Origin of the sequence: Candidatus Paralachnospira sp. LCP21S3_A2 (assembly GCF_052118925.1) — a bacterium.
Taxonomy (GTDB): Bacteria; Bacillota; Clostridia; order Lachnospirales; family Lachnospiraceae; genus Lientehia.
In genome coordinates, this window is record NZ_JBQKGG010000003.1 from 253,017 (window position 1) to 266,913 (window position 13,897).

The following is a 13,897-nucleotide window of genomic DNA, read 5'->3' on the forward strand; positions in this document are numbered from 1 at the left end:
CCGGCCATGGAGAATAACATCGGCGGATTTGCTGTTTCGACAGCCGGTCATGACAAGGATACGATGTATGTGATCATTGGCCAGGAGGGCGATCGGTTCTTACTGGCAGACGGAAAGTACAAAACACTTGAAAAGCCCAAGCGGAAAAGCAGGAAGCATCTTGTACTCCTCCATGCACAGGGGGAATTTCCCAAGGGAAGACCGGAACGGAATGAAGAAGTAAAACGGGCCCTCAAGCTGCAAGCGGCCAAGGTCCCCACCAAGTAGGAGGTAACGGGATGTCCAAAAGTGACGTAATTGAAATCGAAGGAACTGTAGTTGAAAAGCTGCCCAATGCCATGTTCCAGGTTGAACTGGAAAACGGGCATCAGGTACTGGCTCACATCAGCGGGAAGCTCCGTATGAATTATATCCGGATTCTTCCCGGAGACAAGGTTACCCTGGAGCTTTCCCCCTATGATCTTTCAAAGGGACGGATCATCTGGAGAGACAAATAACAAGAAGAAACCGGAAGAAATCCCATAAAATGCGCTTGCTTTTATTGAAAACAGGTGCTATAATAATATGCGGACTTTTTTGGGAAAGGAGTGTATACCAGTGAAAGTTAGATCTTCTGTAAAACCGATCTGCGAGAAATGCAAGGTTATTAAGAGAAAAGGCAGCATTCGGATCATCTGCGAGAATCCGAAGCACAAACAGCGTCAGGGTTAATTGCGCTGTAAAACCAATGGCACGATACTGTGCTTGATTCATGCGGCTGCATTGTGAACACACCCGGCAGAGTTGTTCATAATGATTACAAATACAAAAAATGCAAACAGAAACACAAATAATTATGGAGGTACAATACACATGGCTCGTATTTCAGGTGTCGATTTACCTAGAGAAAAGCGCGTTGAAATCGGATTGACTTATATCTATGGAATCGGTAGGGCTAGCTCCAACCGTCTCCTCAAGGAAGCCAATGTAAATCCTGATACCCGTGTGCGTGATCTTACCGATGATGAGGTTAAGAGAATCGCAGCTGCCATCGAGGCTGATCATCAGTTAGTAGAAGGTGATCTCCGCCGTGAAGTGGCAATGAATATCAAGAGATTACAGGAAATTGGCTGCTACAGAGGTATTCGTCACAGAAGAGGTCTGCCTGTTCGTGGTCAGAAGACAAAGACCAATGCAAGAACAAGAAAAGGCCCCAAGAAGACTGTAGCAAATAAGAAGAAATAATTCTTGAGCTTCAGGTAATGCAGGTAATTGCAATCGTATCAACCCAATGCGCGCACCCTGCATATTAAGTAACAGGTAAACATCAACAAGAAAGTAGGTTAGTTTAAAATGGCTAAAAAAGTGTCCACTGTAAAAAAAGTGACAAAAAAGCGTGTTAAGAAAAACGTTGAACGCGGACAAGCGCACATCCAGTCATCTTTTAACAATACCATTGTAACGTTAACAGATACACAGGGCAATGCTCTGTCATGGGCAAGTGCAGGCGGTCTGGGATTTAGAGGTTCAAGGAAATCTACTCCCTATGCAGCACAGATGGCTGCAGAAACTGCTACGAAGGCAGCGTTAGTACATGGGCTGAAGTCCGTAGATGTTATGGTTAAGGGTCCTGGTTCAGGACGTGAGGCTGCGATCCGTGCTCTGCAGGCATGTGGCCTTGAAGTTACCAGCATCAAGGATGTAACCCCGGTTCCTCACAACGGATGCCGTCCACCCAAGCGTAGAAGAGTTTAATTAGGAGGTAAGAAAAGTGGCAGTAGATAGAGTTCCTGTTCTTAAAAGATGCAGGTCTTTAGGACTTGACCCGATTTATTTAGGAATCGATAAGAAATCCAACAGAGAGTTAAAGAGAGCCAACAGAAAGATGAGCGAGTACGGCTTACAGCTTCGTGAAAAGCAGAAGGCTAAGTTCATCTATGGTGTATTAGAGAAACCTTTCAGAAATTATTATGCAAAGGCTGAGAGAATGAGCGGTATGGTTGGTGAGAATCTCATGATCATGCTGGAGTCCAGACTGGACAACGTTCTCTTCAGAGCCGGTTTTGGCCGTACAAGAAAAGAAGCAAGACAGATCGTTGACCATAAGCACGTTTTAGTAAACGGCAAGTGTGTAAACATCCCCTCTTACCTTGTAAAGGCTGGTGACGTTGTCACCATCAAAGAGAAAGTAAAAGATTCCCAGAGATACAAGGATGTTCTGGAAGTGACAGGCGGAAGACTTGTACCCGAGTGGCTGGACGTTGATCAGGAGAACCTCTCCGCAACTGTAAAGCAGCTCCCCACAAGAGAGATGATCGATGTTCCCGTAAATGAGATGCTGATCGTCGAGCTGTACTCCAAATAATCCGTGAGAGTTAGGAGTGTCCGAATCTTTTTCGGCCCTACACCCATAAGGAGGGCTTAGTTCATGTTCGATTTTGAAAAACCCAATATCGAAATAGCAGAGATTTCAGAAGATAAAAAGTATGGAAGATTTGTCGTTGAACCTCTGGAGAGAGGCTATGGTACGACTCTGGGCAACAGCCTTCGCCGTATCATGCTTTCCTCCCTGCCCGGCGCAGCAATCAGCCAGGTAAAGATCGACGGCGTTCTCCATGAATTCAGTTCTATCCCCGGAGTTAAAGAGGATGTAACTGAGATCATTATGAACTTAAAGAGCCTGGCAATCAAGAACAACAGTGAGACCAACGAACCCAAGGTGGCTTATATCGAGTTCCAGGGGGAGGGCGTTGTAACTGGTGCTGATATTCGGGCAGATCAGGATATTGAGATCATCAACCCTGATCAGGTCATTGCTACGTTAAGCGGCGGCAGTGACTGTAAGCTCAGCATGGAGCTGACCATTACAAAGGGACGCGGCTATGTGAGCGCAGATAAGAATAAGAGCGAGGATCTTCCCATCGGTGTGATCGCCATTGATTCCATTTACACACCTATTGAGCGTGTAAATCTGGCGGTGGAGAATACCCGTGTTGGTCAGATTACCGATTTCGATAAGCTGACTCTGGACGTATACACCAATGGAACCCTGGCTCCCGACGAGGCGGTAAGCCTTGCGGCTAAGGTACTGAGCGAGCATCTGAATCTGTTTATTGATCTTTCCGAGAATGCCAAGACTGCAGAGGTTATGGTAGAGAAGGAAGATAATGAAAAAGAAAAGGTGCTGGAAATGAACATTGATGAGCTTGAGCTCTCTGTTCGTTCCTATAACTGTCTGAAGAGAGCCGGAATCAATACCGTTGAGGAATTGACCAACCGTACCTCCGAGGATATGATGAAAGTCAGAAACCTGGGCCGGAAGTCTCTGGAAGAGGTTCTCGCTAAGCTCAAGGAGCTTGGTCTGGAGCTGAATCCCAGCGACGAATAATACTAGACAATTTATGGATTGAAAGCAGGCGGTCAGTAAGACCGAAGATGCGTGGCCGCCTGTTCCACAAATGGAGGAATAATATATCATGGCAGGTTATAGAAAGCTTGGAAGAACTTCCAGCCAGAGAAAAGCATTACTGAGAAACCAGGTTACAAACCTTTTATACAACGGCAAGATCCGTACAACGGAAGCTAAGGCAAAAGAGATCCGCAAGATCGCTGAAGGCCTGATCGCTCTGGCTGTAAAGGAAAAGGATAACTTTGAAGAAGTTACCGTAACCGCTAAGGTTGCCAGAAAAGACAGCGACGGCAAGAGAGTAAAGGAAGTTGTAGACGGAAAGAAAGTTACCGTTTATGATGAAGTTCAGAAGACCATCCAGAAGGATAAGCCCAGCAGACTTCATGCTCGCCGTAAGATGCTCGAGGTTCTTTATCCTGTAACTGAGGTTCCCACCACGGTTGCCGGCCGCAAGAAGAACACCAAATCCATCGACATGCCCAAGAAGCTCTTTGATGAGATCGCTCCCAAGTATGTTGATCGTAAGGGTGGCTACACCAGAATCGTAAAGATTGGTCAGAGAAAAGGCGACGGCGCTATGGAAGTGCTTATTGAATTGGTATAAGCTGCAAGTCGTGCAAAACGTAAAAAAGCTCCTCGCGGATTTATCCGCAGAGGAGCTTCTTTTGCGTCTTATAGTACATGAACTGTCCGCGGCCCACCCAGGCCAGCCATCCGGCACATATATTGAGTTGCCTCTGTCTGGCCTGGGCAGTGAATCCGCGGGCGCGATTATCCCAGGCGGCAATAACTGTATGTATGGAGAAAATCTGGTTGCGGGAACAGAAGGAGATACCGGCGATTTCGGAAGGGAGTATGTGAGGCTTCCGTCGGGAATCTCCAGGCAAGCAACCGCCACCGAGCGCCTTTGTCTGAGCCCGCAGGGCGAGTTCCAGCGCGAATGGCGGTGAATCAGCGCATGGAGATTCGCAGGAAATGCAACTTGACTCCCGCCAGAAACGCCGGTATCGGATTAGGAAACGGAAACAGTCGCGTGGCGGCCCGCAAGTAGACAATCCCGCCCGCTCTGTGCTATACTAAAGCAAGCAATTACAGAGGAGGAACCCTTATGAAAGCATTGATCTGGGATCTGGACGATACCCTTTACGATTTGATGATCCCGTTTCGGGATGCCTGTGAAGGCGTCATGGGAATCCGTCTGGAGGATCCGGAGGCGGCCTATAAACAGTTTCGTTTTCGGGGCGATGAGGTATTTGAGGCCAGCCAGCGGGGCGAAATGAGCCTGTACGATTCCAGAATCCTGCGGTTTACCCGTGCTATGGCAGACTGTGGCATCGAAGCCGGCGAGGAGCAGGCAGACCGCTTCCAGAAGGCCTATGAGGCGGCACAGGGGCAGATCCGGCTGTCTGAACGCATGAAGGGGCTTCTTGCACACTGCAAGGCCGCAGGTGTGCCCATGGGAGTTATCACAAACGGGCCGGAGTCCCATCAGAAGATGAAAATTCATGCGCTGGGACTGGAGTCCTGGATTCCGAAGGAAAAAGTGGTGATTTCCGGAGCTGTTGGTGTCATGAAGCCGGAGACCGGGATCTTCCGGATCGCGGAGACCGTCATGGGACTTGGCCCGGAGGACTGTATCATGGTCGGAGACAACTATAAAAGCGACATCTGCGGAGCTATGGAGGCCGGATGGCAGGGTATCTGGTTCAATCGGAGGAAAAAGCCCATGCCGGATGGTGGTTCTAACGCATTGGTGATTGTGGAGACGGAAGAAGCGCTGGAAGAGGCAATTAGGAAGCTTATAACGTTCTGAATGAAAAGAGGAGAAAAAAGACGTGACCTATCAGGAAATTTTAGAAAATGCAAGACTCTGTATCGGGAAATACTGCAAGGTCTGTCCCGTATGCAACGGCCGGGCATGTAAAAATCAGGTTCCCGGACCGGGAGCGAAGGGTGTCGGAGACACGGCGATTCGTAACTATGACAAGTGGCAGGAAATCCGCGTCCAGATGGACACATTGTGTGCCAATGAGCCGGCAGATACCAGCCTGGAGCTGTTCGGCAAAACGTTTAAATATCCGATCTTTGCCGGGCCTGTGGGTGCGGTAAATCTCCATTACGGCGACAAATACAACGATGAGAGCTATAATGAGGTTCTGGTGTCGGCCTGTGCAGAAGCAGGGATCGCGGCCTTTACCGGCGACGGAACAAATCCGGCGGTTATGGCCGGAGCTGCAGCGGCTGTCAAAAAGGCAGGCGGCCTGGGAATTCCTACGGTAAAGCCCTGGAATCTGGCCACCATTGATGAAAAACTGGCGCTGGTAAAAGAGGCCGGAGCCTTTGCCGTGGCCATGGACGTTGATGCGGCCGGACTTCCCTTTTTAAAGAATATGACGCCTCCGGCCGGAAGAAAGTCGGTGGAGGAGCTTCGTGCCATCGTGGAATCCTGCGGCGAGATTCCGTTTATCGTAAAAGGTATCATGACGGTCCGTGGTGCCATGAAGGCAAAGGAAGCCGGTGCTTCCGCCATTGTGGTATCCAACCACGGCGGACGGGTGCAGGATCAGTGTGCGGCAACAGCAGAGGTGCTGGAGGAGATCGTAAAGGCTGTGGACGGCTCTATGAAGATCTTCGTAGACGGCGGCCTGCGCAGCGGTACCGATGTGTTCAAGGCACTGGCGCTTGGTGCGGATGCGGTTATTATTGCAAGACCGTATGTGACGGCCGTTTATGGCGGCGGAGCAGAGGGCGTGAGTGCTTATACGGAAAAGCTGGGCGCCGAGCTTGCCGATACCATGTCCATGTGCGGTGCATCCTCCTTAAAGGAGATCACCAGAGATATGGTGCGTTAAAAACGCGGTATCACAGGCTCTGAATGGACGGAAAAGACAACGCTCCGGAAATAGGAGCGTATAAAAAATGTCGGCAGACGGAGAAGGAAAGGATCAGCAGTGAAAAATCAATTAACGCAGAAGGATGTAAAACGGATCAAGGATGAGATTGAATACCGGAAGCTGGTAGTCCGGAGGGAGGCACTGGAGGCGGTAAAAGAAGCCAGGGCCCAGGGCGATCTCAGTGAGAATTTCGAGTATTATGCGGCAAAAAAGGATAAGAACCAGAATGAGAGCCGGATCCGTTATCTGGAGCGCATGCTGAAGAACTCGGTGGTCGTTTCAGATACCTCCAGGGCAGATGAGGTCGGCCTCAACAATACGGTGACGCTGTACTGCGAGGATGATGACGAGGAAGAGGTTTACAAGCTGGTGACCTCCGTGCGGGGAAATTCCCTGAATAACTATATCAGTACGGAATCTCCCATTGGCCGGGCAATCCTGGGGCATAAGGTTGGCGACCGGGTTCATATTAAGGTCAGTGATTCTTATGAATATGATGTGGAGATCCGGAAGATCGAGAATACCGGAGATGATGGAACGGATAAGCTTCGAAGCTTTTAGCGGATCAGGCATACTGGCAGTGCCGAAGCAGCTCGGTTTCGGGCTGTCCGGCATCGTCTGAGAATCAGAAATACAAAAAAAGTACAGGAAAAGCCTTGTTAGTTAAAACTAACGAGGTTTTTTCTCATTTAACCTACTATACAAATCCCCAGTAATCCGCTATGATATAACCATAGGTTAGCTTCACCTAACCAATATAAAGAGCAAAAGAACCGGAAACAAAAGCATCGAAAACAAAAGTGTCGGAAGTAAAAGTGTCGAAAGCAAAATGCCCGGAAACAGAGGCTGTTCAGCAGAAAAATCAGAAGCCTGGAAAGACCGGAAGAAGAGAGAATGGGGTGGGAGGAAGAGGATGTCAGAAGGGGTAGCGTTTGTATCAGAAAAGCTCGCAGCGCAGTGTTCACCGGTGATCAAGGGAATCAAGCCGTCGAATCTGTTAATGCTTCGGGATTACGGAGCAGGAGAAGGCTGGTGGCTGGTGAGAAGGGCGCTGTGGGGAACCAGTCTGGAAGCCAAGTGTCTTTATGGAACCTCTCAGACCAGCATGTGGCTGGTGTATCGAAAGGATCTCCTGGGTGACCAGCTTGACGGAAGGGAGCAGAAGCAGTTCCTGGAAGCCTACGGGTATCGGACCGGAAGCCTTCCGATCCTGCTGGGGCGGCTTTCCAAAAGGCTGGGAAGCTACAAGCGGGGAGAACAGGAATTTCCCCACGAGCTGGGCGTGTTTTTAGGGTATCCCATGGAGGATGTCCGGGGATTTATCAGTCATAAGGGAAAGGATTCTATCTGCACCGGATACTGGAAGGTATATGGCAACGCGGCACAGGCCAGACGGCTGTTTGCTCTTTATGATGATGCCAGGGAGGACGTTTCCCGGAGAATGAAGCAGGGGCTCGGTTTAAAGCAGATCGCAGTATAGCGTCAGACTGGAGCTTCAAAAAGCAAATAATGAGTCAATTGATGAGTCAATCCATTGACGCAATTATTATAACATCTTAGGAGGAAGAAAAAATGAGTCAGATTGTAGTAGCATACTGGAGCGGTTCAGGAAACACCGAAATGATGGCAGAGGCTGTCGGCAGGGGAATTGAGGCAGCAGGAAAAGAAGCAAAGGTTGTCAGCGTAGATGACATTCAGGCTTCCGAGCTGGAAAACTGTCCGGTATTTGCTATGGGATGCCCGGCGATGGGGGATGAGGTGATCGAGGAAGAGATCATGGAGCCCTTCGTGGAGGAGGTTGAGAAGTTTGTATCTGGCAAGAAAATCGCCCTGTTCGGCTCTTACGGCTGGGGAGACGGCGAGTGGATGAGAGCATGGGAAGCGCGTATGAAGAATGCAGGTGCCGAGCTGATAGCGGAGGGCCTGATCGTAAACGATGCTCCTGATGAGGAGGGATGCGCGTCCTGTGAAGAGCTTGGAAAGAAGTTAGCAGAAGCATAAACGTTTACAGAGAGCAGCTGTGAAATAACGGATAACAGAACGGTTTCATATCATCCGGGAAGGCAGCCCCCTTCCCGGGCTTAAAAAGGAGAAAGACTTATGAGTATTGTGATCGTCGGCGGACATGACCGTATGGTCTGTCAGTATAAAAAGATCTGTAAAAATTACAACTGTAAGGCAAAGGTATTTACCCAGATGGCAGCAGATATGGGAAAGCAGATCGGAAAGCCGGATCTTCTGGTGCTGTTTACCAACACCGTGTCCCATAAAATGATCAAATGTGCGGTAGATGAGGCAAAGCGCAGTGGAATTGATATTGTGCGGAGCCATACCAGCAGCGGATCGGCCCTCAGCGAGATCCTGGAGGAGAAATGTTCGGGTTAATGAAAAAAAATTCCGGTAAGGGCTTGACAAATGAGTTAGTTGGTGCTAATCTATGACTGCGGGTTAGAGAAATCTAACCAGTTAGAAAAGAGGTGCCGGTCATGTTGGAATTTATAAGTAAGAATCTGTCTACGATCATAATTACGCTTGTGATTCTTGTTCTGGTCGTTTTGGCAGTCAGAAGTCTTCGGAAAGATAAAAAGAACGGGAAATCGTCCTGCGGCGGCTCCTGCAGCGGCTGCAGCGGCTGTAACGGATGTGGTACAAACGTCAGCAATTCCCATGGAAAGTAAGAGGTGAGCTGATGAAAACAAGAGATGATGTGATTCAGGAGATGAGAAATCGCGGCTATCGGATTACGGAACAGAGAAAGATCCTGGTGGACATCATTCTGAAGGATAAACACCATTGCTGTAAAGAAATTTATTATGAGGCATTGAAACATGACCCGACGATTGGGATGGCGACGGTATACCGGACCATCAGTGCCCTGCAGGATATGGGTATTTTAAAGCGGGATTTCAGTCGTCCGGTTCTGTCGAATGTCTGGAACTGCGGAAAGCGGTGCAGGATCATTCTGGAGTGGGGAGAATCAGTACGGGAAGAGGACAGCGAAGCGCTGTATCAGTTTATTCAGAGCTTTCTTCTGGAACGGGGTTACCTGAAGGGCGGGAATTTCCAGGCAACAATCGTTGTGGAAGCCTGAAGCATAAAAAGATAAAAAGACAGAAAAGCGGGAAACAGCTGTTTCCCGCTTATTTCATGTTCTTTGTAACGTGAGCCTTGATGGCCGCGAAGCTTTCAGGGCTGATCACATGCTCCATACGGCAAGCGTCTTCAGCGGCGATCTCAGCGGGAACACCAAGATGCATCAGCCAGTTTGAGATCAGGGTATGACGCTCATAGATGGTTTCGGCAATCTTCCGTCCGGATTCGGTCAGCCTGATATAGCCGTCATTGTCTACAACGATATGTCCCTGAGTCCGCAAGTTCTTCATGGCAACGCTGACGCTGGGCTTGGAAAATGCCAATTTGTTGGCAATATCGATGGAACGGACGTTACCGTTTTTCTGACTCAGGATCAGAATTGTCTCCAGATAGTTTTCTGCTGATTCATGAACTTTCATTTCTTATCCTCACTTCCGACTATAATCATAAACTAATTATATCATGTCGGATTCAGAAAGGCAATTACAAGAAAAATAATATCAGACAATAATCAGACAATTAGGAAGATAATTTCTGAAAAAATGTATTGAATAAAATACAATCTTGGTGTATGATGGTTGAGGATGATTGTTAAGGACTTAACAGAATCTTAACACTACCTGAATATCCAAATTATGGATCTGCAAAAATGACGAGAAAAAGGAGACAAAAAAATGCCAGTTTTACAGAAAAGCAAAATCGTAGTTGTTGGAGCCGGAAATGTTGGAGAAGCTATTGCATATACCCTGATGTTACGCCGTCAGGCCAGTGAGATCGTCCTGGTCGATCTGAATGAAGAGCGGGCAAAGGGAAGTGCCCTGGATATTGCTCATGGTACTGCGTATTTCCGTCAGGTGAAGATCCGTAAGGGTGGTTATGAGGAGTGTGCAGATGCACAGATTATTATCATTACAGCCGGAATTGCAAGAAAGCCCGGACAGACCCGTCTGGATCTTGCAAAGACCAATGTTTCGATCATCAGGAGCATTACAAAGAGCATTATGCAGTATGCGGAAAACCCCATGATCGTTGTGGTTTCCAATCCTGTTGACATAATGACCTATGTGGTTCAGACAGAATCCGGTCTGCCCTCCGGTCAGGTTATCGGTACCGGAACGGCGCTTGATACCGCAAGATTCCGTTATCTGATCAGCGAGAAGTGCAATGTGGATGTGTGCGATGTCAATGCCTTCATCCTTGGCGAGCATGGAGACAGCCAGGTACCGATCTGGAGCCGTGCAACCATCGGCGGCAGCTCCGTGGAGAGCTTTCTGGCAGAGAGCGGACAGACCATCGATATGAATGAGATTGCGGAAAAAGCACGTGATTCAGGAGCAGAGGTTATCTCCTTAAAGGGTGCAACATTCTATGGAATCGCCATGAGTGTATCCCGTATTGTGGAAGCAATCGCGGAGGATGAGAATGCCGTTCTTCCTGTGGCACATGTGCTGGATGATGAGTTTGCCGACTGGAGCGGCGTTGCCATCAGTATGCCCTGTGTACTGAACCGCAACGGAATCGTAAAGACCATTAAGATCCCGTTCAGCATCCGGGAGCAGGAGGCCATGGATTCCTCCACAAAGACTCTGAAAAATTTCCTGGGAAAGGTTCTGGAAAAAGAGGAAAAGAAGTAATAAAATACCATTCGAATTAAGCCTTCTGCTTTCCAGCAGGAGGCTTTTGTGATATGATGGAACCATTCAGAGCGAAGCGGAATCGAGCGAGACTCTGAATCGGTATAAGGAAACAGTGAGGCGGGGGGGAATCAAACAGGATTTATTTAACGGGGGTGCGTAATCAGGTTCAGTTTATGAAATGTCTACGGGGGACTTACGGACGATACGGACAGAAAGGGTACGATGAACGGACGAAAAGCTTGGAAAGAGAAAAGCCGCAGGATGATGAAGGCGCATTACTGGAGGGTTGTAGCAGTCAGTTTTCTTGTTGCATTTCTTGCGGGGAACTACAATGGAACTTTTACGGCAATCCTGTCGTATGATTCCTCGAAGGAACTTGTCAATGTGATCCAGGAGAATATTCTTCCGGATCTGGATAATTATCAGGGGAAAAGTCTTCATGAGATCCTGATTCCGGATTTTGAAAAGAAAAGTCTGGAGGTGGAAGACTATATTGCCAACAGTCCTTATCAGCGGGGCGTGTTTGCATCACTGTTCAATCACAGTATGGCAACCGGCTCTGTATTTTCCGGTGTTATTGCCATGCTATTGAGACCGGTGTTAAAGGGACACTGGTATGCATTGTTTTCGGCGGCAGCCGGAGTGGTGCTTCTTATGCTCTGGTGGTGCTTTGTACGGAATGTGATCCTGGTGGGAAGCTGCCGCTTTTATCTGGAGCTGGTTACCTATGAGCAGACGGGAGGCAGCCGGATCTTTTTTCTGTACCGGATCCGTCGAGTCTGCCGGATCGTCGGAGCCATGCTGCGGAGGTACCTTTATCAGTGGCTTTGGTCTTTGACCATTATAGGCGGATGGATCAAACACTATTCCTACATGATGGTGCCATATCTTCTGGCGGAAAATCCGGAGCTTACGGGAAAGAAGGCCATTGCTGTTTCCAGGGAGATGATGAGGGGCCATAAGCGGGAGGCTTTTTTACTGGACTGTTCGTTTCTGGGCTGGACCCTGCTCAGTATTGTTACACTGGGGCTGGTGAATATGATCTATACCAATCCGTACCGCGCCGGGGCCAAAACCATGTTTTATCTGGAGCTGCGGGAACGGGCATCGGAGGAGCAGGCACCGTATATCTGGGCATTTACTGACCGGTTTTTGACAACACCGCCCACGGAAGAGGAGTTGCGGGCAGGGCTCTGCCGTGCGGCAGCCATGGCGGACCGGCCGGACTGGCAGGAGCTGGTGCAGCAGACGAAAGAGCAGCCGGTCGCGGTTTCGGGGACTTATCCCAGCGTTCTGTATTTTCTCCGGGCGGGACAGCCCATCCGGTTTCCTCTGGATTATCAATGCTGTTACGGACTGACCGGGCTGATCCTGCTATTTTTCCTGTTTTCCGGGATCGGCTGGCTCTGGGAGGTGGCACTCCATCTGATCCAGACCGGACAGATCGTAAACCGTGGTGTGCTCCATGGCCCGTGGCTTCCCATTTACGGCTTCGGCGGCGTGCTGGTCCTTGTGGCATTGAAAAAAATCCGGAATCATCCGGTGGCAACGTTCCTTTTGTCCATGCTTCTTTGCGGAATTCTGGAATATGCGACCAGCTATGTACTGGAGCAGATCCACGGCGGTGTGCGCTGGTGGGATTACAGCGGCTATTTTCTGAATCTCAACGGGCGGATCTGTGCCGAGGGACTGGTGATTTTCGGGCTGGGCTGCTGTGCGTTTATCTACATTCTGGCACCGTTTTCCATGACAAGGCTGATCCGGAGGATTCCGTTTCGTGTGCGGGTGGTGCTGTGTGTGATCCTGATCTGCGCATTTACAGGTGATTTCATTTATACAAGAGGCTGTCCCAATGTGGGTGCGGGAATCAGTAAAGAGATAAAATTCGTGCTTTAGGAGGAAAACCGATGCGGTTAAGTGATATCAGAACGTATAAGCTCAATGTGGAGACCTCGGGCGGCGAGGGGGACTTTCTTCGGGAGGATACGGATCTTTCGGTGGACGGAGAGGAGCTTCTTCATGCAGCAGTAACCTGTGGGATCCCGGAGGAGATCCTGCTCCAGGAGGATCTCCAGGGAGCACTGAGACGCCGGATCTTTATGATGGAATATGCCCTTGACGGGAACGGCGAATATCTCCAGAAATCCAACCGGATCCTGGAGCTGGACGAAAATATCCGGGCCATGATCTCCTACTATCTGGGACGGTACATGACAAAGCTTATCGGTACACGGTTTTACGGAATTCCGTTTCTTGTGCCGGTGCAGCAGGTCTGCGGCTCCAATCTCCGATTTCACGGAAAGCGCCGTTCGGATCTTCTGGGCTATCACACAGGTACCTACAGTGTCTGGGAGGCCATCGGCCGCAGCAACAACAGCGGGAAAGCACTGGAGAGTGGCTGCCGCCAGGGCGGGGAGATCCTGACCGTTAACGGAAACGCTCCGGAGCAGGCGGCCGCCTGCATGACCTACTATGGTGCCAGATGCCTTTCAGTACGGTTAAAGGACGCCGAGCCGGCTAAGGAAGGACTGGAGCTTCAGTTTTCCGAAGCAGCTTATTTTACGGCCTATTATGATCAGGTGTACCGTCTTCTGGCTCAGTGCTACGAACGGGAATCGATCCATAACCGTCTGGCCCTCGGCGAGGAGCGGATCGAGGCGGAGGTTGAGATTTCAGAAGGCCGCCGGCTGTGCGTCGGAATGCCGAGAAAGCTGTTTTTTGCGCTTCGTGAGGGGGATGAGGCAGCGGTCTGTGCAGAGGCATTCAAGAAGCGGGAGGCCAATACGGAGTCTCATGTGGAGGGCTATCTGGGGGCAGACGGGATATCCGTGCGATTTACGGAATCGAAGCGGAAGAGCGGTCAGTACTAAAATCCCTAAAAATAC

Annotated in this window: 21 protein-coding genes; 20 read left to right on the plus strand and 1 reads right to left on the minus strand. The window is 49.5% G+C overall.

Going from position 1 to position 13,897, the window contains the following annotated elements:
- Nucleotides 1–6 precede the first annotated feature (6 nt).
- From ACTQ3K_RS04510 to ACTQ3K_RS04590, 17 genes are all read left to right on the plus strand, one after another.
- Nucleotides 7–267 carry a hypothetical protein gene (locus tag ACTQ3K_RS04510; protein WP_441565838.1) on the plus strand — a complete coding sequence of 87 codons (261 nt, stop codon included), beginning with the start codon at nucleotides 7–9 and terminating at the stop codon, nucleotides 265–267.
- A gap of 11 nt (nucleotides 268–278) precedes the next feature.
- Nucleotides 279–497: a translation initiation factor IF-1 gene (gene infA, locus ACTQ3K_RS04515; RefSeq protein ID WP_147595151.1), complete on the plus strand. Its 219-nt coding sequence runs from the start codon at nucleotides 279–281 to the stop codon at nucleotides 495–497.
- 100 nt (nucleotides 498–597) lie between these two features.
- Nucleotides 598–711, plus strand: coding sequence for a 50S ribosomal protein L36 (gene rpmJ / locus ACTQ3K_RS04520; RefSeq protein WP_003022746.1), 114 nt, complete (start codon nucleotides 598–600; stop codon nucleotides 709–711).
- Nucleotides 712–852: 141 nt separating this feature from the next.
- Nucleotides 853–1,224, plus strand: coding sequence for a 30S ribosomal protein S13 (gene rpsM, locus ACTQ3K_RS04525; RefSeq protein ID WP_441565836.1), 372 nt, complete (start codon nucleotides 853–855; stop codon nucleotides 1,222–1,224).
- 108 nt (nucleotides 1,225–1,332) lie between these two features.
- Nucleotides 1,333–1,734, plus strand: coding sequence for a 30S ribosomal protein S11 (gene rpsK, locus ACTQ3K_RS04530; RefSeq protein WP_441565834.1), 402 nt, complete (start codon nucleotides 1,333–1,335; stop codon nucleotides 1,732–1,734).
- 16 nt (nucleotides 1,735–1,750) lie between these two features.
- Nucleotides 1,751–2,344: a 30S ribosomal protein S4 gene (rpsD, locus tag ACTQ3K_RS04535; RefSeq protein WP_441565832.1), complete on the plus strand. Its 594-nt coding sequence runs from the start codon at nucleotides 1,751–1,753 to the stop codon at nucleotides 2,342–2,344.
- 63 nt (nucleotides 2,345–2,407) lie between these two features.
- Nucleotides 2,408–3,367 carry a DNA-directed RNA polymerase subunit alpha gene (locus tag ACTQ3K_RS04540; RefSeq protein WP_441565830.1) on the plus strand — a complete coding sequence of 320 codons (960 nt, stop codon included), beginning with the start codon at nucleotides 2,408–2,410 and terminating at the stop codon, nucleotides 3,365–3,367.
- An 88-nt stretch (nucleotides 3,368–3,455) separates the two neighbouring features.
- The gene (locus ACTQ3K_RS04545) at nucleotides 3,456–3,992 is read left to right on the plus strand and encodes a bL17 family ribosomal protein (RefSeq protein WP_441565828.1); all 537 of its coding nucleotides are present in this window, start codon (nucleotides 3,456–3,458) and stop codon (nucleotides 3,990–3,992) included.
- 190 nt (nucleotides 3,993–4,182) lie between these two features.
- Complete coding sequence (locus ACTQ3K_RS04550; RefSeq protein ID WP_441565826.1) at nucleotides 4,183–4,338, plus strand: hypothetical protein; 156 nt, start codon at nucleotides 4,183–4,185, stop codon at nucleotides 4,336–4,338.
- Between the two features lie 158 nt (nucleotides 4,339–4,496).
- Nucleotides 4,497–5,201 carry an HAD family hydrolase gene (locus ACTQ3K_RS04555; protein WP_441565824.1) on the plus strand — a complete coding sequence of 235 codons (705 nt, stop codon included), beginning with the start codon at nucleotides 4,497–4,499 and terminating at the stop codon, nucleotides 5,199–5,201.
- Between the two features lie 22 nt (nucleotides 5,202–5,223).
- On the plus strand, nucleotides 5,224–6,240 hold the full coding sequence (locus ACTQ3K_RS04560; RefSeq protein ID WP_441565822.1) for an alpha-hydroxy-acid oxidizing protein: 1,017 nt from the start codon (nucleotides 5,224–5,226) through the stop codon (nucleotides 6,238–6,240).
- Between the two features lie 99 nt (nucleotides 6,241–6,339).
- A complete protein-coding gene (greA, locus tag ACTQ3K_RS04565; protein ID WP_441565820.1) occupies nucleotides 6,340–6,843 on the plus strand; it encodes a transcription elongation factor GreA in 504 nt (167 codons plus the stop codon).
- 352 nt (nucleotides 6,844–7,195) lie between these two features.
- Nucleotides 7,196–7,762 carry a DUF3793 family protein gene (locus tag ACTQ3K_RS04570; RefSeq protein ID WP_441565818.1) on the plus strand — a complete coding sequence of 189 codons (567 nt, stop codon included), beginning with the start codon at nucleotides 7,196–7,198 and terminating at the stop codon, nucleotides 7,760–7,762.
- A gap of 92 nt (nucleotides 7,763–7,854) precedes the next feature.
- Nucleotides 7,855–8,283, plus strand: coding sequence for a flavodoxin (locus tag ACTQ3K_RS04575; protein ID WP_441565816.1), 429 nt, complete (start codon nucleotides 7,855–7,857; stop codon nucleotides 8,281–8,283).
- A 99-nt stretch (nucleotides 8,284–8,382) separates the two neighbouring features.
- Nucleotides 8,383–8,667 carry a DUF2325 domain-containing protein gene (locus ACTQ3K_RS04580; RefSeq protein ID WP_441565814.1) on the plus strand — a complete coding sequence of 95 codons (285 nt, stop codon included), beginning with the start codon at nucleotides 8,383–8,385 and terminating at the stop codon, nucleotides 8,665–8,667.
- A gap of 101 nt (nucleotides 8,668–8,768) precedes the next feature.
- Nucleotides 8,769–8,960, plus strand: a complete 192-nt coding sequence (locus tag ACTQ3K_RS04585) for a FeoB-associated Cys-rich membrane protein (protein ID WP_441565812.1) — start codon at nucleotides 8,769–8,771, stop codon at nucleotides 8,958–8,960.
- Nucleotides 8,961–8,971: 11 nt separating this feature from the next.
- Nucleotides 8,972–9,373, plus strand: coding sequence for a Fur family transcriptional regulator (locus tag ACTQ3K_RS04590; RefSeq protein WP_441565811.1), 402 nt, complete (start codon nucleotides 8,972–8,974; stop codon nucleotides 9,371–9,373).
- A 49-nt stretch (nucleotides 9,374–9,422) separates the two neighbouring features.
- Here the strand turns inward: ACTQ3K_RS04590 and ACTQ3K_RS04595 are convergent, their stop codons facing one another.
- Nucleotides 9,423–9,794: a metal-dependent transcriptional regulator gene (locus tag ACTQ3K_RS04595; RefSeq protein ID WP_441565809.1), complete on the minus strand. Its 372-nt coding sequence runs from the start codon at nucleotides 9,792–9,794 to the stop codon at nucleotides 9,423–9,425.
- 255 nt (nucleotides 9,795–10,049) lie between these two features.
- Here ACTQ3K_RS04595 and ACTQ3K_RS04600 point away from each other — a divergent pair, with 255 nt between their 5' ends.
- The 3 genes from ACTQ3K_RS04600 (at nucleotide 10,050) to ACTQ3K_RS04610 (ending at nucleotide 13,882) form a co-directional block, all read left to right on the plus strand.
- Entirely contained in the window at nucleotides 10,050–11,009 is a 960-nt protein-coding gene (locus ACTQ3K_RS04600; protein WP_441565807.1) for an L-lactate dehydrogenase, read from the plus strand.
- 225 nt (nucleotides 11,010–11,234) lie between these two features.
- Nucleotides 11,235–12,908 (plus strand): DUF975 family protein, encoded by a 1,674-nt coding sequence (locus tag ACTQ3K_RS04605; protein ID WP_441565805.1) that lies wholly within the window; start codon nucleotides 11,235–11,237, stop codon nucleotides 12,906–12,908.
- Between the two features lie 11 nt (nucleotides 12,909–12,919).
- A complete protein-coding gene (locus tag ACTQ3K_RS04610; protein ID WP_441565803.1) occupies nucleotides 12,920–13,882 on the plus strand; it encodes a hypothetical protein in 963 nt (320 codons plus the stop codon).
- The last annotated feature ends 15 nt before the right edge of the window (nucleotides 13,883–13,897 follow it).

Bases quoted from the DNA above. Each gene is read 5' to 3' on its own strand.
- ACTQ3K_RS04510 (WP_441565838.1), top strand. From the start codon at position 7: ATGGAGAATAACATCGGCGGATTTGCTGTTTCGACAGCCGGTCATGAC.
- infA (WP_147595151.1), top strand. From the start codon at position 279: ATGTCCAAAAGTGACGTAATTGAAATCGAAGGAACTGTAGTTGAAAAG.
- rpsM (WP_441565836.1), top strand. From the start codon at position 853: ATGGCTCGTATTTCAGGTGTCGATTTACCTAGAGAAAAGCGCGTTGAA.
- rpsK (WP_441565834.1), top strand. From the start codon at position 1,333: ATGGCTAAAAAAGTGTCCACTGTAAAAAAAGTGACAAAAAAGCGTGTT.
- ACTQ3K_RS04540 (WP_441565830.1), top strand. From the start codon at position 2,408: ATGTTCGATTTTGAAAAACCCAATATCGAAATAGCAGAGATTTCAGAA.
- ACTQ3K_RS04545 (WP_441565828.1), top strand. From the start codon at position 3,456: ATGGCAGGTTATAGAAAGCTTGGAAGAACTTCCAGCCAGAGAAAAGCA.
- ACTQ3K_RS04550 (WP_441565826.1), top strand. From the start codon at position 4,183: ATGTATGGAGAAAATCTGGTTGCGGGAACAGAAGGAGATACCGGCGAT.
- ACTQ3K_RS04555 (WP_441565824.1), top strand. From the start codon at position 4,497: ATGAAAGCATTGATCTGGGATCTGGACGATACCCTTTACGATTTGATG.
- ACTQ3K_RS04570 (WP_441565818.1), top strand. From the start codon at position 7,196: ATGTCAGAAGGGGTAGCGTTTGTATCAGAAAAGCTCGCAGCGCAGTGT.
- ACTQ3K_RS04575 (WP_441565816.1), top strand. From the start codon at position 7,855: ATGAGTCAGATTGTAGTAGCATACTGGAGCGGTTCAGGAAACACCGAA.
- ACTQ3K_RS04580 (WP_441565814.1), top strand. From the start codon at position 8,383: ATGAGTATTGTGATCGTCGGCGGACATGACCGTATGGTCTGTCAGTAT.
- ACTQ3K_RS04585 (WP_441565812.1), top strand. From the start codon at position 8,769: ATGTTGGAATTTATAAGTAAGAATCTGTCTACGATCATAATTACGCTT.
- ACTQ3K_RS04590 (WP_441565811.1), top strand. From the start codon at position 8,972: ATGAAAACAAGAGATGATGTGATTCAGGAGATGAGAAATCGCGGCTAT.
- ACTQ3K_RS04595 (WP_441565809.1), bottom strand. From the start codon at position 9,794: ATGAAAGTTCATGAATCAGCAGAAAACTATCTGGAGACAATTCTGATC.
- ACTQ3K_RS04600 (WP_441565807.1), top strand. From the start codon at position 10,050: ATGCCAGTTTTACAGAAAAGCAAAATCGTAGTTGTTGGAGCCGGAAAT.
- ACTQ3K_RS04605 (WP_441565805.1), top strand. From the start codon at position 11,235: ATGAACGGACGAAAAGCTTGGAAAGAGAAAAGCCGCAGGATGATGAAG.
- ACTQ3K_RS04610 (WP_441565803.1), top strand. From the start codon at position 12,920: ATGCGGTTAAGTGATATCAGAACGTATAAGCTCAATGTGGAGACCTCG.